General features: G+C 61.5%; 19 protein-coding genes. 9 read left to right on the top strand and 10 right to left on the bottom strand.

Annotated features, from left to right (window positions below):
- Positions 1-281: 281 nt before the first annotated feature.
- On the top strand, positions 282-2,447 hold the full coding sequence (locus AC1Q64_RS01695) for a methyl-accepting chemotaxis protein (protein ID WP_492250228.1): 2,166 nt from the start codon (positions 282-284) through the stop codon (positions 2,445-2,447).
- A 56-nt stretch (positions 2,448-2,503) separates the two neighbouring features.
- On the opposite strand, the gene AC1Q64_RS01690 is transcribed toward AC1Q64_RS01695, so the two are convergent.
- On the bottom strand, positions 2,504-3,766 hold the full coding sequence (locus AC1Q64_RS01690; RefSeq protein WP_492250227.1) for a GNAT family N-acetyltransferase: 1,263 nt from the start codon (positions 3,764-3,766) through the stop codon (positions 2,504-2,506).
- Between the two features lie 80 nt (positions 3,767-3,846).
- Here AC1Q64_RS01690 and AC1Q64_RS01685 point away from each other — a divergent pair, with 80 nt between their 5' ends.
- Positions 3,847-5,505 carry an NAD+ synthase gene (locus tag AC1Q64_RS01685; protein ID WP_492250226.1) on the top strand — a complete coding sequence of 553 codons (1,659 nt, stop codon included), beginning with the start codon at positions 3,847-3,849 and terminating at the stop codon, positions 5,503-5,505.
- 57 nt (positions 5,506-5,562) lie between these two features.
- On the top strand, positions 5,563-5,901 hold the full coding sequence (locus AC1Q64_RS01680) for a P-II family nitrogen regulator (protein WP_015013651.1): 339 nt from the start codon (positions 5,563-5,565) through the stop codon (positions 5,899-5,901).
- 174 nt (positions 5,902-6,075) lie between these two features.
- On the opposite strand, the gene AC1Q64_RS01675 is transcribed toward AC1Q64_RS01680, so the two are convergent.
- From AC1Q64_RS01675 to AC1Q64_RS01650, 6 genes are read right to left on the bottom strand one after another with little or no spacing between them, the layout of a single operon-like run.
- Entirely contained in the window at positions 6,076-6,669 is a 594-nt protein-coding gene (locus tag AC1Q64_RS01675; protein ID WP_492250225.1) for an LOG family protein, read from the bottom strand.
- Positions 6,662-7,072 (bottom strand): diacylglycerol kinase, encoded by a 411-nt coding sequence (locus AC1Q64_RS01670; RefSeq protein WP_492250224.1) that lies wholly within the window; start codon positions 7,070-7,072, stop codon positions 6,662-6,664. Before AC1Q64_RS01670 ends, AC1Q64_RS01675 begins: the two co-directional genes overlap by 8 nt.
- A 4-nt stretch (positions 7,073-7,076) precedes the next feature.
- Entirely contained in the window at positions 7,077-7,628 is a 552-nt protein-coding gene (locus tag AC1Q64_RS01665) for an RDD family protein (RefSeq protein WP_492250223.1), read from the bottom strand.
- Positions 7,629-7,666: 38 nt separating this feature from the next.
- Entirely contained in the window at positions 7,667-8,557 is an 891-nt protein-coding gene (locus AC1Q64_RS01660) for a DUF3106 domain-containing protein (RefSeq protein ID WP_492250222.1), read from the bottom strand.
- 20 nt (positions 8,558-8,577) lie between these two features.
- Positions 8,578-9,036: a DUF3619 family protein gene (locus AC1Q64_RS01655; protein WP_291438041.1), complete on the bottom strand. Its 459-nt coding sequence runs from the start codon at positions 9,034-9,036 to the stop codon at positions 8,578-8,580.
- Complete coding sequence (locus AC1Q64_RS01650) at positions 9,033-9,602, bottom strand: RNA polymerase sigma factor (protein WP_056067354.1); 570 nt, start codon at positions 9,600-9,602, stop codon at positions 9,033-9,035. Before AC1Q64_RS01650 ends, AC1Q64_RS01655 begins: the two co-directional genes overlap by 4 nt.
- A 293-nt stretch (positions 9,603-9,895) precedes the next feature.
- On the opposite strand from AC1Q64_RS01650, the gene AC1Q64_RS01645 reads away from it, so the two are divergent.
- The 6 genes from AC1Q64_RS01645 to pbpG all read left to right on the top strand — a co-directional run bounded on the left by AC1Q64_RS01645 (position 9,896) and on the right by pbpG (position 17,360).
- Entirely contained in the window at positions 9,896-11,689 is a 1,794-nt protein-coding gene (locus AC1Q64_RS01645; protein ID WP_291438040.1) for an acetolactate synthase 3 catalytic subunit, read from the top strand.
- 143 nt (positions 11,690-11,832) lie between these two features.
- Positions 11,833-12,324, top strand: coding sequence for an acetolactate synthase small subunit (gene ilvN, locus AC1Q64_RS01640; RefSeq protein WP_015013659.1), 492 nt, complete (start codon positions 11,833-11,835; stop codon positions 12,322-12,324).
- A 56-nt stretch (positions 12,325-12,380) separates the two neighbouring features.
- Positions 12,381-13,397: a ketol-acid reductoisomerase gene (gene ilvC / locus AC1Q64_RS01635; RefSeq protein ID WP_492250221.1), complete on the top strand. Its 1,017-nt coding sequence runs from the start codon at positions 12,381-12,383 to the stop codon at positions 13,395-13,397.
- A 192-nt stretch (positions 13,398-13,589) separates the two neighbouring features.
- On the top strand, positions 13,590-14,423 hold the full coding sequence (gene pssA, locus AC1Q64_RS01630; protein ID WP_291436925.1) for a CDP-diacylglycerol--serine O-phosphatidyltransferase: 834 nt from the start codon (positions 13,590-13,592) through the stop codon (positions 14,421-14,423).
- Between the two features lie 206 nt (positions 14,424-14,629).
- Positions 14,630-16,168 (top strand): 2-isopropylmalate synthase, encoded by a 1,539-nt coding sequence (locus AC1Q64_RS01625; protein WP_121943206.1) that lies wholly within the window; start codon positions 14,630-14,632, stop codon positions 16,166-16,168.
- A gap of 115 nt (positions 16,169-16,283) precedes the next feature.
- The gene (gene pbpG / locus AC1Q64_RS01620) at positions 16,284-17,360 is read left to right on the top strand and encodes a D-alanyl-D-alanine endopeptidase (RefSeq protein WP_291436926.1); all 1,077 of its coding nucleotides are present in this window, start codon (positions 16,284-16,286) and stop codon (positions 17,358-17,360) included.
- Between the two features lie 276 nt (positions 17,361-17,636).
- Here pbpG and AC1Q64_RS01615 read toward each other — a convergent pair whose 3' ends face one another.
- The 3 genes from AC1Q64_RS01615 to aat are packed head-to-tail and all read right to left on the bottom strand — an operon-like array spanning position 17,637 to position 20,031.
- Positions 17,637-18,464 carry an IclR family transcriptional regulator gene (locus AC1Q64_RS01615; protein WP_291436927.1) on the bottom strand — a complete coding sequence of 276 codons (828 nt, stop codon included), beginning with the start codon at positions 18,462-18,464 and terminating at the stop codon, positions 17,637-17,639.
- A gap of 56 nt (positions 18,465-18,520) precedes the next feature.
- A complete protein-coding gene (locus AC1Q64_RS01610; protein ID WP_291436928.1) occupies positions 18,521-19,279 on the bottom strand; it encodes an arginyltransferase in 759 nt (252 codons plus the stop codon).
- Entirely contained in the window at positions 19,276-20,031 is a 756-nt protein-coding gene (gene aat, locus AC1Q64_RS01605; protein ID WP_291436929.1) for a leucyl/phenylalanyl-tRNA--protein transferase, read from the bottom strand. The genes AC1Q64_RS01610 and aat overlap by 4 nt, the downstream gene beginning before the upstream one ends.
- Positions 20,032-20,144: the final 113 nt, after the last annotated feature.

Below are 20,144 nucleotides of genomic sequence, written 5' to 3'. Positions count from 1 at the left end.
TTCAGGTCCATCGTCGACCTGCAGCACGCAGAGGCCATGGCGCGATTTTTTTCGTCTGCGCAACCTGCATGTACAAAAAAAAGACTTGAGCAGGCGCGAAGCGCGTTTTCCACATCCGGTTTTTGGAATGAAATGATAATTATCATATTTATCAAAATAATGATACAATTTCGGAAATTCCAGACCTGACAGCGGTACCTGGCAGTGCACGGGAATCGATGCCACGCAAGACAACAGTGGTCAACGGCTGGCAAAAATCTATAAAACCAACGAAAGAGTCTATGAACAACCTCAAAATCGGAGCGCGCCTGAGTCTGGCCTTTGGCCTCATCCTGTTGATCACTGCGGCCATTGCCGCCACCGGCGTCTGGCGGCTGGCGGTACTCAAGGAGGCCAGCAATCGCATTGCCACTGTCGAGATGGAGCGCAATGCTCTGGCGCAGGAATGGAAGGCGGCCATCGACCTGAACTGGGTGCGTGCGTCGGCGTCGCTCAAGGCCACCGATGCGGGCTATATCCAGTCGCTGACGGCCGACATGGCCACCACGTCGCAGCGTGCCAGTGAGGCGCAAAAGAAGCTGGAGGCACTGGTGGACGACCCTACCGAAAAGGCGCTGATGGAGCGCGTGGCAGTCACCCGCAAGGCCTATGTGGACGCGCGTGCCAAGTTGCTCGAGCGCAAGAAGGCCGGGGAAGACGTGTTTGCGCTGGTGGACAGCGACCTCAAGCCCCTGGCCACCGCCTACCTGCAGTCGCTGGCCGACGTGACGGACCTCACGCACAAGCAGCTTGACGATTTTGAAAGCGGCATCATCCAGGCCGCAGGCACCAGCCAGTGGGTGCTGGCGCTGGGCGCGTTGGTGTCGGTGGTGCTGGGTGCCTTGTTGGCGCTGTGGACCACGCGCTCCATCGTGGGGCCGGTGCAGCGTGCCGTGCAGGCGGCGGATGAAATCAGCCACGGCAACCTGTCGGTTCACATTCCCGACGTGGGCGATGCCCGCAATGAGATGGCCCAGCTGCTGCGCTCGCTGGACGAAATGCAGCAGAACCTTTCGCGCATCGTGGGGCACGTGCGTTCGGGCTCCGAGAACGTGGCCACAGCGTCGTCTGAGATCGCCCAGGGCAATAACGACCTGAGCGCGCGCACCGAGCAGCAGGCCAGCGCCCTGCAGCAAACCGCAGCGTCGATGGAGCAGCTCAATTCGACCGTGCGCCAGAACGCCGACAACGCGCGCCAGGCCAACCAGCTTGCGCAGAGCGCCTCGTCGGTGGCCGTGCATGGTGGCGAGGTGGTGAGCCAGGTAGTGGACACCATGAAGGGCATTCACGACAGCAGCAGCAAGATCGCCGACATCATTGGTGTGATCGACGGTATTGCCTTTCAGACCAACATCCTTGCGCTCAACGCGGCTGTCGAAGCGGCGCGTGCGGGTGAGCAGGGCCGGGGCTTTGCGGTGGTGGCCTCCGAGGTGCGCAGCCTCGCGGGCCGCTCGGCCGACGCGGCCAAGCAGATCAAGACCCTGATCAACGACAGTGTGGAACGCGTGACCGCAGGCACCACGCTGGTCGATCAGGCGGGTGCAACGATGACCGAGGTGGTGGGCGCCATCAAACGTGTGACGGACCTGATGGGCGAGATCAGCGCCGCCAGCTCCGAACAAAGCCAGGGCGTGGCCCAGGTGGGCGAAGCTGTGACGCAGATGGATCAGGTCACCCAGCAGAACGCGGCCCTCGTAGAAGAAATGGCCGCAGCCGCCAGCAGCCTCAACAACCAGGCGCAGGACCTGGTGAGCACGGTGGCGTTTTTCAAGCTCGGCGCCCAGGGCGCGGTGGCAAGCCAGGCGGCAACCGGCAGCGCGCAGCGTGCGTCCTTCGCTCCGGTGGGGCGTGTGGGGGCTGCACCAGCCTATGCACACATGCCGGCACAGCGAGCCATTGGAGCCGCGCCTGGTGCCAACACGGGCGCTGGGCTGGGCATCAACCTGGACACCGCCATCCAGGCGCACGCCAACTGGCGCGCCAAGCTGCGCACCGCCGTCACCCAAAAGGAACACCTGGACGCTGACACCGTGAGTCGCGACGATTGCTGCGAACTGGGCAAATGGCTGCACGGCGCCGGGGCCTCTAAATACGGTGGCAAGCCGTCTTTTGTGAGTCTGGTGGATTCACACCGCCAGTTCCATGAAGAGGCGGGCAAGGTCGCGCGGTTGATCAATCAGGGGGCCTACGACCATGCAGAAAAGCAGCTGGCCAACGACACCGCCTTCTCCAGGGCTTCGCAAAAGGTCTCGACAGCGGTGATCCAGCTGGCCAAGGAGCTGAAGGTGCGACTGGCCGGTTCGTCCCAGGCTGCTGCGCCCCGGCCAGCGCAGCCCGCTGCATTGGCTAGTGCGTCCCGCACCAAGGTCACGAGCGCTGCAGGGGACGACGATTGGGAATCGTTCTGAGCTGCTGAAACGCACCGCCCAATGCGCTGTGCAGGCAATACGGGTGAGGCGCAGACCTAGGACGCTTGTTTGAACGGAAGGCGCTGGTGCAAGGACTCCAGGTAGTCCTCCACCCCCGCGCCCTCGCGGTCCAGAAAGCGCTGTACCGCCTCCGCAAAAGCCGGGTGCGCGAGCCAGTGCGTGCTGGTGGCCTGCACGGGCAGCAGGGCGCGGGCCATCTTGTGTTCGCCCTGGGCGCCTCCTTCAAACCGCACGGCCCCATGCGCAATGCACCACTGCAGCGGCTGGTAGTAGCACGCCTCGAAGTGCAGGCAGTCCACGCGCTCCAGCGCGCCCCAGTAGCGGCCATAGGCCACCAGCTCGGAGCCTGATTCGGGGCCTGATTCAGTTTCTTTTTGGGCTGGTGCGCTCGATGCATATGCGCCAACAGCTATCAAACTGGTAGCAATAGGCCGTCCCTCCCGCTCCCCCAAAAACAGCAGCCAGGCCTCGGGCATGTGCGCCGCCATGCGGGCAAAGAAGTCGCGCGTGAGGTAGGGCGGGTTGCCATGCTCCAGGTAGGTGCGCTCGTAGCAGCGGTAGAAAAAATCCCAGTCTGCCGCGCTGATGTCTGCCCCGCGTGACCAGCGGAAGGTGACTCCGGCATCGGCCACGCGGCGGCGCTCCTGGCGGATCTTCTTGCGTTTGTCTTGCGACAGGCTGGCGAGGAACTGGTCAAAGTCCTGGTAGCGCGGGGGGGCACCGTTGGTGGCGGCTGCTCCCTGCGCGGCAGGGGGCATGGGCGGCTCATTCTTCCAGTGAAACTGCACGGTGTGCCGCAGCATCAGGTCTTGCTGCGCGCTGGTCAGCACATCGTCATCGCTGGCAAACAGCACGTGCACGGACGACACGTTCTCTTGCTCGCACCACTGGCACACCGCCTGCACCAGCAGGGCGCGCGTGGCGGCATCGCGTGCCAGCAGGCGGCTGCCCGGCACGGGGGTGAAAGGCACGGCGATCACCGCCTTGGGGTAGTAGGGCACGCCGTGCTGCTCGTAGGCGCTCGCCCAGGCCCAGTCAAACACATATTCGCCGTACGAATGGCTCTTGAGGTACAGGGGGCAGGCGGCCACCAGGGTGTCGCCGTCCCACAGCGTCATGAAGCGGGGCGTCCAGCCGGTGCGCGGCGTGGCGCTGCCGCTGCTTTCCAGCGCGGCCAGGTATTCATGCCGCATGAAGGGCGTGGGGTGGCTTTGCTGTGCCAGCAGGCGGTTCCAGGCGTCAGTGTCCACGTCCAGCACGGAGGGGAGTACGCGGGCGATAATGGCAGCTTCAGCCATGCAGGCCCCTGTGATGCACCTTTGATTGCGGGCCTGCAACGGCGGTATTCAACCTGGCCGCAGGGGCCGATTCCAGTTCCATGACGCTCTCCATTTGCACTGCGCAGCTCAACTTTGTTGTGGGCGACATGCCCGGCAACGCCCAAAAGATCATTGCGGCAGCCCGCGAGGCCTATGCCCAGGGCGCTCGCCTGTTGCTGACGCCGGAGCTGGCCATCTGCGGCTACGCGGCCGAAGACCTGTTCCTGCGCCCCGCCTTCATTGCGGCCTGCGATGATGCCGTGAAAACCGTGGCCCGCGAGACTGCGGGGTTGAAAGGCCTGGCCATCGTGCTGGGCCACCCGCAGGCGTTGGCCCCTGGCGCCCAGGCCTTCAGCGTCTGCTTCAATGCCGCCAGCGTGGTGCGCGACGGCAAGATCGAGCAGACCTACGCCAAGCGCGAGCTGCCCAACTACCAGGTGTTTGACGAGCGGCGCTACTTTGTGCCGGGCAGCAAGCCCTGCGTGTTCGAGGTGGAGGGCGTGAAGGTGGGCGTGCTGGTCTGCGAAGACGCCTGGTTTGCCACTCCGGCGCGCGACACGGCCGCCGCCGGTGCGCAGTTGCTGGCAGTCATCAACGCGTCGCCTTTTCACCTGGGCAAGGGCACAGAACGCGAAGCCACCATGCGCGCCCGTGTGGTCGAGACGGGCCTGCCGCTGGTCTACGCGCACCTGGTGGGCGGGCAGGACGAGGTGGTGTTCGAAGGCCGGTCGTTTGCACTGGCAGCCGACGGCTCGGTGGCGGCGCGGGCCCCTGCTTTTGTGGAAAAAATGGCCTATGCGCTAGTCGAACCTGCCCAGGGTGCTATCAAAATTACAGCTGAGGTTGCCCCCGAGCGCACGCTGGAGGCCGACCTGTGGGATGCCCTGGTGCTGGGTGTGCGCGACTATGTGGGCAAGAACGGCTTCCCGGGCGCGCTGCTGGGGTTGTCGGGCGGCATCGACTCGGCGCTGGTGCTGGCGATTGCCGTGGATGCGCTGGGCGCCGACAAGGTCCGCACGGTGATGATGCCGTCGCCTTATACCGCCGACATCAGCTGGATCGACGCGCGCGACATGGCCACGCGCATGGGCGTGCGCTATGACGAGATTTCGATCAAGCCGCAGTTCGAGGCTTTCAAGGCCGCGCTGGCCACCGAATTCGCCGGACTGCCCGAAGACACCACCGAGGAAAACCTGCAGGCGCGCATCCGGGGCACGCTGCTGATGGCGTTGTCCAACAAGTTCGGCGCCATCGTGCTCACCACGGGCAACAAGAGCGAGATGTCCACCGGCTACTGCACGCTGTACGGCGACATGGCCGGGGGCTTTGCCGTGATCAAGGATGTGGCCAAGACCCGGGTGTTCGACCTGGCCCGCTGGCGCAACGCCAACGACCCGTATGGCACCTGCGCCAGCCCCATTCCCGAGCGCATCATCACCCGCCCGCCCAGCGCCGAGCTGCGGCCCGACCAGAAAGACCAGGACAGCCTGCCGCCGTATGAGGTGCTGGACGCCATCGTGGCCCGCTACATGGAGAACGATGAGTCCATCGAGTCCATCATCGCCAGCGGCTTTGCTCGCGCCGACGTGGAGCGTGTGACGCGCCTCATCAAGCTCAACGAGTACAAACGCCGCCAGGCGCCGGTAGGGATTCGTGTTACGCGCCGAAGCTTCGGCAAGGACTGGCGTTACCCTATCACCAGCAAATTCCGGGCGTGACGCCTCGGCGCCGTGCCTTCAGTCCCCATTTTTTTTACATCCTCCAGGAGACCCGCCATGAAAATGATCACCGCCGTCATCAAGCCATTCAAGCTCGAAGAAGTCCGCGAAGCCCTGGCCGAATGCGGCGTGACCGGCCTCACGGTGACTGAAGTGAAGGGTTTTGGCCGCCAGAAGGGCCACACCGAGCTGTACCGCGGCGCGGAATACGTGGTGGACTTTTTGCCCAAGGTGAAGGTCGAGGTCGTCGTCAAATCCGAGGATGTGGACCGCTGTGTGGACGCGATCGTGAACGTGGCGCGCACCGGCAAGATCGGTGACGGCAAGATTTTTGTGACCGCCGTGGAGCGCACGGTGCGCATTCGCACAGGCGATCTGGACGACGCAGCGGTGTGAGGTGACAACCCTCTGAGTCGTTTCTTACCTTGCCCTTTTCTCGAACGGCTGCGCCATTCGAGAAAAGGCAGACAACGCCAGCGTAAGCAAGAGAAGCGCCGCATACCCAGCCTGGTGGCCCTTGCGCGGCGGTCCCGGCTTGTGGGCCGCTCCAGTTTCGGAGTGCGGGGGGAGTCAGATCACCGAGCGCAGCGGGACGGGCGCTTGGTCGGGCCCCGCGTCTTGCACCAGCGTGCGCAGCAGGGCCTCTGCATCGGTGGATGCTTGCAGCAGGCCCATCTGCCACTCACCCATGAAGCCACTGGCCACGCTGGTCTGCAAGAAGCCCAGCAGGCCATCGTAGTAGCCCGCCACATTCAGTAAGCCCAGGGGCTTGTCGTGGTAGCCCAGCTGGCGCCAGGTCCACACCTCAAACAGCTCTTCAAACGTGCCAATGCCGCCGGGGAGGGCGAGGAAGGCATCGCTGCGCTCGGCCATCATGGCCTTGCGTTCGTGCATGGTCTGCACGATGTGCAGCTCGTCACATTGGCGGTTGGCCAGCTCCTTGTCCACCAGCGCTTGTGGAATCACGCCCACCACACGCCCGCCTGCCAGGCGAGTGGCCTCGGCCACCGTGCCCATCAGGCCACTGCGGCCACCGCCGTACACCAGTTGCCCGTTGTGGGCGCCGATCCATTGGCCCACTGCCTGCGCCGCCTGGGCATAGGCGGGGTTGTCGCCGGGGCGCGATCCGCAATATACGCACACAGAAAAAGTGGGTTCAGCCATGGAAAAACCTCTGAAATAGAGCAGCAGCCCAGATGCCAATGCACAGCAGCAAGGCCAGCAGAACCGCTGCGCTGCCCATGTCCTTGGCGCGTTTGGACAGGTCATGCCATTCGGGTCCGATGCGGTCGATGGCGGTTTCAATGCCGGTGTTCAGCAGCTCCACAATCATCACGATGACTACGGAGCCCGCGAGCAGCGCGACCTCGACCCAACTGCGGCCCAGCCACAGTGACAGCGGCAGCAACACCATGGCAGCGATGGCCTCCTGCCGGAAGGCCTTCTCGTTCCAGCCGGCCCGCAGGCCTTCGATGGAATAGCCGGCCGCATGCCAGATGCGATTGAGGCCCGAGCGTGCCTTTTGGGGGTTGGCCGGAGCGGCCGAAGGGGTGGAGGAGGGTTGCATGCGCTTATTTTTTGGGAATTTCGTAGTGCACCAGCCGGGTGCCGGCCAGCGCGTCGTGCCAGAACTGCCGCGTGGGGTGAAACCGGCTGAGGAGGGCCCAGATGGCCACCCAGCCCAGCACGATCACGACCGACTCTCCGCCCGACAGGGAAAACGGTGCGATCGCTGCCAGCGGGGGTAAAAACCACAGCCAGCTCAAGACATAGCGTAGCAAGGCGCGCGGCTGGTCGATGGGTTGCCCGGCTGTGCCCACCACGCGGATGTGCCAGGTTTTCTGTGCCAGGGTCTGTCCTTTGGCCCAGAACCAGGTGAAATAAATGCCGAATACCACGAACAGAAAGGCCTGCAGCGCATGGCGGTTGTCCATCGCATTGCGTGTCTGGCTCAGCGTGCCGAACAGGTAGCCGGCAATGAAGACCACGCCGAACATCAGCATGCCTTCGTACAGCCAGCAAGCCATGCGTCGCCACAGGTTGGGAGTGGGAGCACCCGCAAGGAGGTCGCTCGGGGCGTTTGCCGCAGGCTGCGGCGTGGTGGGAGGGGGAGAAACGGACATTCCAGGTCAGGCCCGTCGGGCCGGGGCAGGTTGCAAACCTACTGAGGATACAGGCCGGAGGTGTCGGGTGTTACCGGGGGTGGCGTTGGAGAGCCAGAGCCTTCCGTGCCGCTGCCGCTCAGAGGAGGGAGCGCTGCAGGCACCGCACTGGGGATCGCCACGGGCGCAGTTTCCACAGCGCCAACCGATGCAGCAGGCGCTGCCGATACTGGCGCTGCAGGGGGGGCCGGCTGAGGCACCGGAGCCGCAACGCGGGGCGAGTGGTCTACCACCGGGGGGATCTTGGGTGCGTTGGGCCGGTCAGGGCTGGCTTGTGTTGCTGCGGGTACCTGAACCAGCTTCTTGGGCGAGACAGGGCGCAGGGCTGTGGCGGCTCCGTGGGGGTTGGGGGCAGCCTTGGAGGCCAGCGCCTTGCGTTCTTCGTCAGACAGGGCTTGGTAGGCTTCCCACTGCGCCCGCTTGTCGTCCCCTGCCAGGCGTTTGGTCACGGCGTAATTCAACCGCGCCTGGTTGCGCTGCTGGGCGCTCAAGCTGGCCCAGTCGGTGATGCGGTCATGGAACTTGCGTTGTTCCTCTTCCGAGAGGCTGGGGTAGTTAATGGCAAGGTCCAGCCAACGACGTTTTTGGGACTCGCTGATCAGCGCCCAGCGTTCCGACAGCGGATACAGGGCCAGTTTTTGCTGGGTGGTGAGCGTGCCCCACTCCGGTCCCGACTCGGTGGCGGGTGGCATGTTCACACCAGACAGGTCCGTGCGGGCATTGTTGGGGCGGGCCACTGCGGCCTCAGCGCCTGCCTGCAGCACTGTGCTGGGAGCCATGCGCATCTGCACCCAGGCCTGCCAACCGCCAGCGGTGAGCGCGCCCAGAAGCGCCAATGCCAGCGCAAAGGCTGGCAGCGTGGAGGGTGCTTCGGAGGGGCTTGGGTGCATGCAGTCCAGAGTCAGGCAGGTCAGTTTGACTGCGCGGAGGTCTTGAGGAATTGTACGAAGCCTGGGTCCGAGTAGGCGGCGGGTGGCAGGTCATCTGTCAACAAGGCGGCATCCACCTCGGCCACATCGTTGGCACTGCGTTCATCCTGAGCGATGTTGATGACCACCAGGCCCACGACCAGCGCCAGCAGCGGTACTGCGGACACCAGGGCATTCCACCAGCTGCCGCCTTCGCCGCCGCGACCCAGCGTGGCGGTGCTGCCTGCGTTGACCACAATTGCTGCAGCGGGTGCAGTGCGACGCACCGGTACGGTGACTTTGCGTTTGGCCAATGCCTGCATCCGCGAGGCGCGCAGCCGTTCGGAGATGTCGTAGGGCAGGGCGTCAGTCCCGCTGGACAGGCGCGCCGTGACGCGCAGCGCAAAGCGCTCTGCAGCAGCTTCAGCTTGGGTCGATGGGGTCTGTACAGTGTTCTTCATGGCTCGATTCCTTTGGCCTTCAGTGCCTTGCTGAGGGTTTGTATGGCACGAAAGCAGTGCGTTTTGACACTGCCTTCGGAGCAGCCCATGGCGGCAGCCGTCTCTGCGACGTCCATTTCCTCCCAATAACGCATCAGGAACGCTTCCCGTTGACGTGGCGGCAGTTCGGCAATTTCTTCTTCAATCCCCTGGAATATCTGGGCCCGGCGGGTCAGGTCTTCCGCGCTTTCGGCTTTGTCGCCGTCTTCCGTCCCCGAGTACGCTTCGAGCAGATCAAAATCCGTGCCATCTTCGCCCGGGCCTTCAAAGTCGCTCATGCTCGAAAATAGTGCATTGCGGGTTTTTTGGCGCCGGAACCAGTCCAGGGTGCAGTTGGAAAGAATCCGCTGAAACAGCATGGGCAACTCGCCCGCCGGTTTATCGCCGTAATGCTCAGCCAGCTTGAGCATGCTGTCTTGCACGATGTCGAGCGCCGCTTCCTCATTGCGAACGTGGTAGACCGAGCGCTTGAATGCGCGCTTTTCTACGCTTTTGAGGAAATCGGAGAGTTCTTGTTCGGTTGCCAAGACGGGTCAGCCCGGGAGGAGATCGGCGCAAAAGCCTGCAGTTTCGCAACGCAACGGCGCCGTAAAACCGCTGATTATCGCACCCGCTGGAGTTTTTTTTGGCAGCGGAGCGTTTTGTGTGTGTTGCAGTGCGATAATCGAGTTTGCAATTCAAAAGGCAAACGGGTCACGGTCCGGCGCGGCAATCATCCCGCCCATGTCCTTGGCCTCAAGTTCCAAGCTGGCTTCACAAGAGCGCGTGCGAGGAGCACCCAAGGTTTTTCGTCAGAGAAATTCACAAAGGTTGATCGATCATGGAAATCTCCAAGGCTGAAATCTCTTCAGCAGCCGCTGCTTCGCAGGGCAACACTTCCCCCGCTTCCGGCTCGCAGGACCTCATGGGTTCTGAGATCCTCATCAAGGCGCTCCAGGCTGAGAATGTTCAGTACATCTGGGGCTATCCCGGTGGCGCGGTTCTGTACATCTACGACGCGCTCTACAAGCAAGACACCATCCAGCACGTGCTCGTGCGTCACGAGCAGGCCGCCGTGCACGCTGCTGACGGCTATGCCCGCGCTACCGGTGAAGTCGGTGTGGCACTGGTCACTTCGGGCCCTGGCCTCACCAATGCGGTCACCGGTATCGCTACGGCGTACATGGACAGCATTCCGATGGTGATCATCTCCGGCCAGGTGCCAACGCCCGCCATCGGGTTGGATGCCTTTCAGGAATGCGACACGGTCGGCATCACCCGCCCTATCGTCAAGCACAACTTCCTCGTGAAGGACCCGCGCGATCTGGCCATGACGATGAAGAAGGCCTTCCACATTGCCCGCACCGGCCGCCCGGGCCCCGTGGTGGTGGATGTGCCCAAGGACGTCTCTTTCAAGAAGGTGCCTTACACCGGCTACCCCCAGAGCGTGGAAATGCGCTCGTACAATCCCGTGCGCAAAGGCCATGGTGGTCAGATCCGCAAGGCGCTGCAGCTGCTGCTTGCGGCCAAACGCCCCTATATTTACACCGGTGGCGGTGTGCTGCTGGGCAACGCCACCAACGAGCTGCGCACGCTGGTCGACATGCTGGGCTACCCGGTCACCAACACGCTGATGGGCCTGGGCGCCTATCCGGCGTCGGACCGCAAGTTCCTGGGCATGCTGGGCATGCACGGCACCATCGAAGCCAACAACGCGATGCAGAACTGCGACGTGCTGCTGGCCGTGGGCGCGCGTTTTGACGACCGCGTGATCGGCAACCCCAAGCACTTTGCCCAGAACGACCGCAAGATCATCCACGTTGATATCGACCCGTCGAGCATCTCCAAGCGTGTGAAGGTCGACATCCCCATCGTCGGCGACGTGAAGGACGTGCTCACCGAGCTGATTTCCATGATCCGCGAGAGCAGCACGCGCCCTGATGCAGGTGCCCTGGCCGCATGGTGGGACACCATCGAAGGCTGGCGCAAGCGTGATTGCCTCAAGTACAGCATGGGTAGCCCAGACGTCATCAAGCCCCAGTACGTGGTCGAGACGCTGTGGAACATGACCAAGGATGCGGACACATACATCACATCCGACGTGGGTCAGCACCAGATGTGGGCTGCGCAGTACTACCGCTTTGACGAGCCACGCCGTTGGATCAATTCCGGTGGCCTGGGGACTATGGGTGTGGGCATTCCTTATGCCATGGGTATCAAGCTCGCCAAGCCGCAGTCCGAGGTGTTCTGTATCACCGGCGAAGGTTCGGTGCAGATGAACATCCAGGAGTTGTCCACCTGCCTGCAGTACAACACGCCGATCAAGATCTGCTCGTTGAACAACCGCTACCTGGGCATGGTGCGGCAATGGCAGGAGATAGAGTACTCTGGCCGCTACAGCCACAGCTACATGGATGCGCTGCCCAACTTCGTAAAGCTGGCAGAAGCGTACGGTCATGTGGGTATGCTGATCGAGAACCCCAAGGATGTGGAGCCCGCTCTGCGCGAAGCCCGCAAGCTCAAGGACCGCACCGTGTTCATGGACTTCCGCACCGACCCCACCGAGAACGTGTTCCCGATGGTGCAGGCCGGCAAGGGCATCACCGAAATGTTGCTGGGGTCGGAAGACCTATAAGCCAAATCGGCCTCGAGCGCATGGTTTTCATGCGCTATATGCTATCGAAAAGATAGCAATCAATTTCCGACGAATCTATTGCCTGCCAAGCCCATGCATTACCGTGCATGGGGGAGGGCAGCGAAAAGAGGAATCTCTTCATCATGAAACACATCATTGCTGTCTTGCTGGAAAACGAGCCTGGAGCTCTTTCCCGTGTCGTGGGCCTGTTCTCGGCCCGTGGCTACAACATCGAGTCGCTCACCGTGGCACCCACCGAGGATGCATCGCTGTCGCGCATGACCATTCAGACCACGGGCTCCGACGACGTGATCGAGCAGATCACCAAGCACCTGAACCGCCTCATCGAAGTGGTCAAGGTGGTGGACCTCACTGAAGGTGCCTACACCGAGCGCGAGCTCATGATGGTAAAGGTGCGCGCGGTGGGCAAGGAGCGCGAGGAGATGAAGCGCATGGCGGATATCTTCCGTGGCCGCATCATCGACGTGACCGAGAAGAGCTACACCATCGAGCTGACGGGCGACCAGTCGAAGAACGACGCCTTCCTGCAAGCTATCGACCGCACGGCCATTCTGGAAACGGTGCGTACCGGTGCCAGCGGCATTGGCCGCGGCGAGCGCATCCTGCGCGTGTAAGACAATCCTCTGTTTCTATTTTTCACCCCAACAACGCATTTCAACCGGAGCGACCCATGAAAGTTTTCTACGACAAAGACACCGACCTGAGCCTGATCAAGGGCAAGACCGTGGCCATCATCGGCTACGGCAGCCAAGGCCACGCCCACGCACAAAACCTGAACGACAGTGGCGTGAAGGTTGTGGTCGGCCTGCGCAAGGGTGGTGCATCGTGGGACAAGGTCGGCAAGGCTGGCCTGACGGTTCTGGAAGTCAATGACGCCGTCAAATCCGCTGATGTGGTCATGATCCTGTTGCCCGATGAAGACATCGCAGCTGTGTACAAGAACAACGTCGAACCCAACATCAAGCAAGGCGCCTCGCTGGCCTTTGCCCACGGCTTCAACGTGCACTACAACCAGGTCGTGCCCCGTGCTGACCTGGACGTGTGGATGGTGGCCCCCAAGGCCCCAGGCCACACTGTGCGCAACACCTACACCCAGGGCGGCGGCGTGCCCCACCTGGTGGCTGTGCATCAGGACAAGTCCGGTAAGGCCCGTGACCTGGCCCTGAGCTATGCAGCTGCCAACGGCGGCGGCAAGGCCGGCATCATCGAGACCAACTTCAAGGAAGAAACTGAGACCGACCTGTTCGGCGAACAGGCCGTGCTGTGCGGTGGTGCGGTCGAGCTGATCAAGATGGGTTACGAAACCCTGGTCGAAGCCGGTTACGCCCCTGAAATGGCTTATTTCGAGTGCCTGCACGAGCTCAAGCTCATCGTGGACTTGATCTACGAAGGCGGCATTGCCAACATGAACTACTCGATCTCGAACAACGCCGAGTACGGTGAGTACGTGACCGGTCCAGAAGTGATCAACGAGCAGTCGCGCGCCGCCATGCGCAATGCCTTGAAGCGCATCCAGAACGGCGACTACGCCAAGATGTTCATCCAGGAAGGCCGGCTGAACTACCCAAGCATGACGGCCCGCCGCCGCAACACGGCCGACCACAGCATCGAAAAGGTGGGCAGCCAGCTGCGCGCCATGATGCCCTGGATCGCCAAGAACAAGCTGGTCGACCAGACCCGCAACTGATGTTTCGTTTCTGAAGCGTCAAAAGGCCACTTCGGTGGCCTTTTTCATTGGCGGGCGGCCCGGTGTGCAGGCGCTACACTGCGGCCTTCGCCATTTGTGCTCGTAGCGGTCGGCGCTCCTGCGGGAAATGGTTCAATACTATAAATTTAATAGCAGCTTGTGCAACATTTGCGAGCGCTGGAGGTTTGTTTGATGCATGACGGCAATGAATCCACCGACAACCCCGGTGTGATGGTGCGCAAAAGGCGCAAAGGCATCTACATCCTGCCCAACCTGTTCACTCTGGCAGCCCTGTTTGGTGGCTTCTATTCCATCGTCATGGCCATGAATGGCCGTTTTGATCAAGCGGCGGTGGGCGTCTTCTGTGCCATGGTGCTCGACAGCCTCGACGGGCGAGTGGCCCGCATGACCAACACCCAAAGTGCGTTTGGCGAGCAGATGGATTCGTTGTCCGACATGGTGTCCTTTGGTGCTGCGCCTGCCCTGATTGCCTATGAGTGGTCACTTCAGGGCCTGGGCCGCTGGGGCTGGATTGCTGCGTTTGTGTACTGTGCATGTGCGGCGCTTCGCCTGGCGCGTTTCAATGTGAACACGGGCGTTGTGGACAAGCGCTATTTCCAGGGGCTGCCTTCGCCAGCCGCTGCGGCCTTGGTGGCTGGGTTCATCTGGCTGATGACTGAGCTGGGCGTGCATCCTGGTGAAGACCACTGGCTGAGCTGGAGCCAGGTGACATGGATCATGTTTGCCTTCACGCTGTATGCGGGGCTCACCATGGTGACCAACGTACCGTTCTACAGCTTCAAGGATGTGCAGATGAAAAAGAGCGTGCCTTTTGCTGCCATTGTGCTCATTGCGCTGGGCATCGCCGTCATCAACATTCACCCGCCTATCGTGCTGTTTGGTGTGTTCGTTTTCTACGGCCTGAGCGGTTACGGCGTGTACGCCTGGCGCAAGGCCAAAGGGCAGCACAGCAGCGTCATCAGCACCTCCACGGACGAACCCGATGAACGCGGCCTGCACAAGTGATGGCCGTGTTATCCGGCCAGTTGTGCTACATTGCCATGCATGAACTTGTTTGCTCTGGCACTACTGCTACCTCCCCACGGGCGGAGACAGTAGGCGCACGCGCACACTTTTCCACAAAGGCCCGTTTGCACCCGCAACGGGCCTTTTGTTTTGGGCGCCAGATTTTTACGTTGCGGGCCCCCACCCACTGATACCAGGAGAACAACATGGCTGACAAACTGATCATTTTCGACACCACCTTGCGCGATGGCGAGCAGTCCCCCGGCGCATCGATGACCAAGGACGAGAAGCTGCGCATTGCCCGCCAGCTGGAGCGCCTCAAGGTGGATGTGATCGAAGCCGGTTTCGCGGCCAGCTCCAATGGAGATTTCGAGGCGGTTCAGGCCATCGCCAATGCCATCAAAGAGTCCACCATCTGTTCCCTGTCGCGTGCCAATGACCGTGATATTTCACGTGCTGCGGAGGCCCTCAAGGGCGCGGCGAGTGCCCGTATCCACACCTTCATAGCCACGTCGGCGCTGCATATGGAGAAAAAGCTGCGGATGACACCTGACCAGGTGTTGGAGCAGGCCAAGCAGTCGGTCCGTTTCGCACGCAACCTGGTAGGTGACATTGAGTTCAGTCCCGAAGACGGCTACCGAAGTGACCCTGACTTTTTGTGCCGTGTGCTGGAGGCTGTGATCGCGGAAGGCGCCACCACCATCAACGTACCCGATACCGTGGGCTATGCCGTTCCGGAGCTGTATGGCAACTTCATCAAGACGCTGCGCGAGCGCATCCCCAACAGCGACAAGGCGATCTGGTCGGTGCATTGCCACAACGACCTGGGCATGGCGGTGGCCAACTCGCTCGCCGGTGTGAAGATTGGTGGTGCGCGGCAGGTCGAATGCACCATCAACGGTCTGGGTGAGCGCGCCGGTAACTGCTCTCTCGAAGAAGTGGTGATGGCAGTCAAGACCCGTCGCGACTATTTTGGCCTTGAGCTGGGGATTGATACGCAGCACATCGTGGCAGCCAGCCGCATGGTCAGCCAGACCACCGGTTTTGTGGTGCAACCCAACAAGGCCGTGGTGGGGGCCAACGCTTTTGCGCATGCCAGTGGTATCCACCAGGATGGCGTGCTCAAGGCGCGCGACACCTACGAAATCATGCGTGCAGAAGATGTGGGCTGGAGCGCCAACAAGATCGTGCTGGGCAAGCTCAGTGGTCGCAACGCCTTCAAGCAGCGCTTGCAGGAACTGGGTGTCAGCCTGGACAGCGAAACCGAGGTCAACACCGCTTTCACGCGCTTCAAGGAGCTTGCTGACCGCAAGAGCGAGATTTTTGACGAAGATATCCTGGCACTGGTCAGCGACGAGAGCGTGACGGCTGAAAAGGAGCAATACGGCTTCGTATCGCTGTTCCAGCAAAGCGAGACTGGTGAGCAGCCCCGTGCGCGCATCGTGTTCACCGTGGATGGGCACGAGGTGCGCGGCGAGGCGGAAGGGAACGGCCCTGTCGATGCCTCGCTCAAGGCCATCGAATCGCATGTGAAGAGTGGCGCCGAAATGGTGCTGTATTCCGTCAATGCCATCAGTGGCTCTACCGAGAGCCAGGGTGAGGTCACCGTGCGATTGCAGAACAGCGGGCGTGTCGTGAATGGGGTGGGCGCAGATCCAGACATCGTCGTGGCATCGGCGAAGGCCTACCTCAGCGCTTTGAACAAGTTACAAAGTAAAGCCGATCGGGTGGCCGCACAAGGCTGAGTGATCAATTTATAATTCACTCACTTTCTTGGAAAGTCGCGCAAGGTATTGATCTTGCGCGACTTTTTTTGATTCTGTACACTGCCCAATAATTCTTACCGTTTGGAGCACTTTGATGCACCATCGCCGCAACGCTGCAGTGAATCGATTTTTCCAGTGGATGGGTTTCGCGCTCATGAGCGCCGCCCTCATTTCGCCCTCTGTGCATGCGGCAGATGTCAAAAAGCAAGGGGCCAAAAAACAGCAGGTCAGCGCAGCCAATGCCAAGCGCGCTGTGGCACCGCGTAAGGTTGCCGCGAGCATCAAGCCGACGCGTGTAGCGGCCCGGACCGCCAAGGCGCCGACCAAGGTGGCGTTTGTGCCAGCCAAGCCATCTTTTGGTCAGATGGCGGGCTTGCATGAGGTCAATGATCCGCTGGACCTCAAGTCCAGCGTAGCGCTGGTGGTGGATCAGGACACCCATGAGGTATTGCTGCGCAAGAACGACCAGGCTGTGCTTCCCATCGCGTCGCTGACCAAGCTCATGACGGGCATGCTGATCTCTCAGGCCAAGTTGCCCATGGACGAGCCAGTCACGATCACGCAGGACGATGTGGATACCGAAAAGGGTAGCCGGTCGCGCCTGACAGTGGGTACCACGCTGACGCGTGGCGAGATGCTGCATCTGGCGCTGATGTCCAGCGAGAACCGGGCTGCCCATGCGCTGGGTCGTACCTACCCAGGTGGCTTGGAGCTCTTCGTAAATCAGATGAACGCCAAGGCCAAGTCGCTGGGGATGAACGATACCCACTATGTGGAGCCCACCGGCTTGTCTAGCCGTAACCAGTCAAGTGCCCGCGATCTTGCGACCCTGGTTGGAGTGGCGCACGGAGATCCCTTGTTGCGCGAGCTATCCACTTCGCCCGGCTACGAAGTGGCGGTGGGTCACAAGACGCTTCAGTACAACAACACCAATGGTCTGGTGAAGAATCCTACCTGGGACATCGGTCTGCAAAAGACCGGCTATATCTCAGAGGCGGGCCGTTGCTTGGTGATGCAAGCCCAGGTGGCGGGGCGCAAGTTGATCATGGTGTTCCTGGACTCTGCAGGCAAATTCAGTCGACTGGGCGATGCCGAACGGGTGCGCCGCTGGGTAGAGTCCAATCCTTCGCTGGCCGCACCGTTGCAGGCGGCACGCAGCAACAACGGCTGATACGCAGAACCTCTCGCACATGCGCCTGACAGGCTGGTCCTGTCAGGCGCTATTGTTTTGTGGCGCGAGTCCGCCCTCGTAAACGGTCTTGGTTAAATCGGGTCAGTGGGCATCTCATACCTTGAAGGGGTATGCGCAATAAGCTGGCAAGACCGTGCCAGTGGCCTGCCGCACATATGCCACTGCCACCTAGCATCGTCTGTGCCTCGTCACCTCAATATGCCACTGCGACCTCGCCCATGGCGCCGTTTGCAAATGGGGTGTGGATGTAGGGCGTCAGCGCAACTCGGTACGTTGGCTGGTGATTGGGTTGTGACTGGCATCGGTACTTGGCGTGTGGCCCAGAGCCAGCGAAATCTCGTTCGCCGTTGCTTGTAGTTTGGGCAGCCAGCCTTCATCCAGCCGGTCGGCAGGGGCAGAAATGGACAGGCCCGCTACCAGCTTGCCCTGGTCGTCATATACGCCGGCGGCCATGCAGCGCACACCCAGCTCCAACTCTTCGTTGTCGCGGGCAATACCGTATTGCCGGGCCTTGGCCAGTTCCCGCTCCAGCACTGGCAACTGCGTGATGCTGTTGCGGGTGTGGCCTGCAAGACCTGTGCGGGTGGCGTAGGCGCGAACGCGCTGGGGGTCATCCAGTGCGAGGAAGAGCTTTCCTGTAGAGGTCAGGTGCAGTGGCGCCCTGCCGCCAATGGCACGCACCACCTGCATGCCCGACCGCTCACTGTAGGCGCGCTCCACATACACAATTTCATCGCCCTGGCGCATGCTCAGGTTCACGGGCTGCTGGATCAGCTTGTGCAGGCTGCGCATGGGGGTCAGCGCAGCGTCACGAACGCTCAGGCGGGCCTTCACCAGGTTGCCTAGCTCCAGCAGTCGCATGCCAAGCCTATAGCTGCCTGATTCGGGGCGGTCCACAAACCGGCCGATGGTCAGGTCGTTGAGGATGCGGTGGGTAGTGGAAGGGTGCAGCCCGGTTTTCTCGCTGATTTCCTTGAGGGAAATTGCGTCTTCACGAGAAGCCAGAACATCGATCAGTGTGAACATGCGCTCAAGCACCTGAACGCTGGGTTTGAGAGGGATGCTGGGATCGGTTTTTTTCATGAGCGGCTATGGTGCAAGGGCCGCTGCATTTTATCTTGTGAAATGTGAGCGTGTGTTCAGGTGCTCGTTTGCGCAGTGTCTGTTACCCGGTGCCATAGCCCATCTGTGCGGATTTCATGGGGCAGAAAGCGGGCCTTGTAGTTCATCTTGGGGCTGGTTTCAATCCAGTAACCCAGGTATACGTGGGGTAGGCCCAGGGCATGGGCTTGCGCAATTTGCCACATGACGTTGTAGGTGCCGTAGCTGCAATGGGGCTCGGGTTCGTAAAACGTATACACGGCAGACAGGCCGTCATCGAGCACATCGAGAATGGAGACCATCTTGAGCGCGCCAGGTTCGCCTGATGCATCGGTCTCGCGAAACTCCACCAGTCTTGAGTTCACCCGGCTTTGCAGCAGAAATTGTGTGTACTGGTCGATGCTGTCATGGTCCATGCCGCCGCCCGCATGCCGGCCGTTCTGGTAGCGCAAATAAAGCTGGTAGTGTTCGGGCACAAAACACAGCCGCAGCACCCGGGCTTGCAGTTGGCCGTGGCGTATTGCTGCGCGTTTTTGGCTGCGATCGGGCTTGAATTCGTTGACAAGGACCCGCAGCGGGGTGCAGGCCTGGCATCCGTCGCAATAGGGGCGGTAGGTGAACATGCCGCTGCGGCGAAACCCCTTGGCTACGAGGTCGGAATAAAGATCGCTCTGGATCAGGTGGCTGGGCGTGGCGACTTGTGATCGCGCCTGCCGGTCCGGCAGATAACTGCAAGGGTAGGGGGCTGTCGCATAAAACTGCAGGGTCTGCAGCGGAAGGTCGTTGAGTTGCGTCATGCCGGATCGGTCTTGGGTGGCAGCAGCTCGTTCCAGTATACGGGCTCAAATCTCCAGGGGACGGCGGGCTGTTGTCGCGCTTTGTTCACATTCTCAAGGAAATCGGCCCGAGGTATCTCCCGCCCGCCCAGCGAGGTGAGGTGCTGCGTATTCTGCTGGCAGTCAATCAGAGTGATGCCATTGCGGCGGCACAGGCATACCAGTGCGGCCAAGGCGATCTTGGAGGCATCGGTCATATGTGCAAACATGGATTCCCCGAACACAGCTTGGCCCAGTGCCACGCAATACAGGCCTCCAGCGAGTTGACCGTCCACCCAGGTTTCCACGCTGTGGGCATAGCCCGCTAGGTGTAGATCGGTGTAGGCATTGACCATCTCTGGCACGATCCAGGTTCCAGCTTGGCCCTCGCGTTCCTTGGTGGCGCAGGCGGTGATGACGTCCTTGAATGCACTATCGATGCGGATTTCGCAACATGCCTGCCTGCGAAACGCCTGCAGCCTCTTGTTCAGTGATCGACGCAGTCGAAACTCTGATACCGGCAGCACCATGCGCGGATCGGGTGCCCACCACAGGATAGGCTGCCCGGGGCCGTACCAGGGAAAGGTGCCCTGCGCATACGCGGCACAGAGGCTGTTCACATCCAGCGCACCGCCTGCGGCCAGCAGTCCCGGGGCAGGATCGGCTGCTCCCCATGCCAGTGTCGGTGCAGGGAGTGGGTCATTGGGTTCCAGCCAGGGCAATTGCGGGTGCATGCGGGTGTGTGTCGCAAAGGCACTATTGTCTGGCAAGCGCTTGCACGCTGGGTGGCGGGTGCTGGCCAACAAAAAAGCCCCACACTCAGAAAGTGCAGGGCTTTTTCAGATTG

It is taken from the genome of Acidovorax sp. GW835-FHT14G06, assembly GCF_058793595.1.
The sequence above is the reverse complement of the archived record's forward strand: the minus strand, read 5'-3'. Positions and strand labels throughout refer to the sequence as shown.

Excerpts from the sequence above, each read along its gene's own strand:
- AC1Q64_RS01695 (WP_492250228.1), top strand. The coding sequence starts at position 282 with ATGAACAACCTCAAAATCGGAGCGCGCCTGAGTCTGGCCTTTGGCCTC.
- AC1Q64_RS01690 (WP_492250227.1), bottom strand. The coding sequence starts at position 3,766 with ATGGCTGAAGCTGCCATTATCGCCCGCGTACTCCCCTCCGTGCTGGAC.
- AC1Q64_RS01685 (WP_492250226.1), top strand. The coding sequence starts at position 3,847 with ATGACGCTCTCCATTTGCACTGCGCAGCTCAACTTTGTTGTGGGCGAC.
- AC1Q64_RS01680 (WP_015013651.1), top strand. The coding sequence starts at position 5,563 with ATGAAAATGATCACCGCCGTCATCAAGCCATTCAAGCTCGAAGAAGTC.
- AC1Q64_RS01675 (WP_492250225.1), bottom strand. The coding sequence starts at position 6,669 with ATGGCTGAACCCACTTTTTCTGTGTGCGTATATTGCGGATCGCGCCCC.
- AC1Q64_RS01670 (WP_492250224.1), bottom strand. The coding sequence starts at position 7,072 with ATGCAACCCTCCTCCACCCCTTCGGCCGCTCCGGCCAACCCCCAAAAG.
- AC1Q64_RS01665 (WP_492250223.1), bottom strand. The coding sequence starts at position 7,628 with ATGTCCGTTTCTCCCCCTCCCACCACGCCGCAGCCTGCGGCAAACGCC.
- AC1Q64_RS01660 (WP_492250222.1), bottom strand. The coding sequence starts at position 8,557 with ATGCACCCAAGCCCCTCCGAAGCACCCTCCACGCTGCCAGCCTTTGCG.
- AC1Q64_RS01655 (WP_291438041.1), bottom strand. The coding sequence starts at position 9,036 with ATGAAGAACACTGTACAGACCCCATCGACCCAAGCTGAAGCTGCTGCA.
- AC1Q64_RS01645 (WP_291438040.1), top strand. The coding sequence starts at position 9,896 with ATGGAAATCTCCAAGGCTGAAATCTCTTCAGCAGCCGCTGCTTCGCAG.
- ilvN (WP_015013659.1), top strand. The coding sequence starts at position 11,833 with ATGAAACACATCATTGCTGTCTTGCTGGAAAACGAGCCTGGAGCTCTT.
- ilvC (WP_492250221.1), top strand. The coding sequence starts at position 12,381 with ATGAAAGTTTTCTACGACAAAGACACCGACCTGAGCCTGATCAAGGGC.
- pssA (WP_291436925.1), top strand. The coding sequence starts at position 13,590 with ATGCATGACGGCAATGAATCCACCGACAACCCCGGTGTGATGGTGCGC.
- AC1Q64_RS01625 (WP_121943206.1), top strand. The coding sequence starts at position 14,630 with ATGGCTGACAAACTGATCATTTTCGACACCACCTTGCGCGATGGCGAG.
- pbpG (WP_291436926.1), top strand. The coding sequence starts at position 16,284 with ATGCACCATCGCCGCAACGCTGCAGTGAATCGATTTTTCCAGTGGATG.
- AC1Q64_RS01615 (WP_291436927.1), bottom strand. The coding sequence starts at position 18,464 with ATGAAAAAAACCGATCCCAGCATCCCTCTCAAACCCAGCGTTCAGGTG.
- AC1Q64_RS01610 (WP_291436928.1), bottom strand. The coding sequence starts at position 19,279 with ATGACGCAACTCAACGACCTTCCGCTGCAGACCCTGCAGTTTTATGCG.
- aat (WP_291436929.1), bottom strand. The coding sequence starts at position 20,031 with ATGCACCCGCAATTGCCCTGGCTGGAACCCAATGACCCACTCCCTGCA.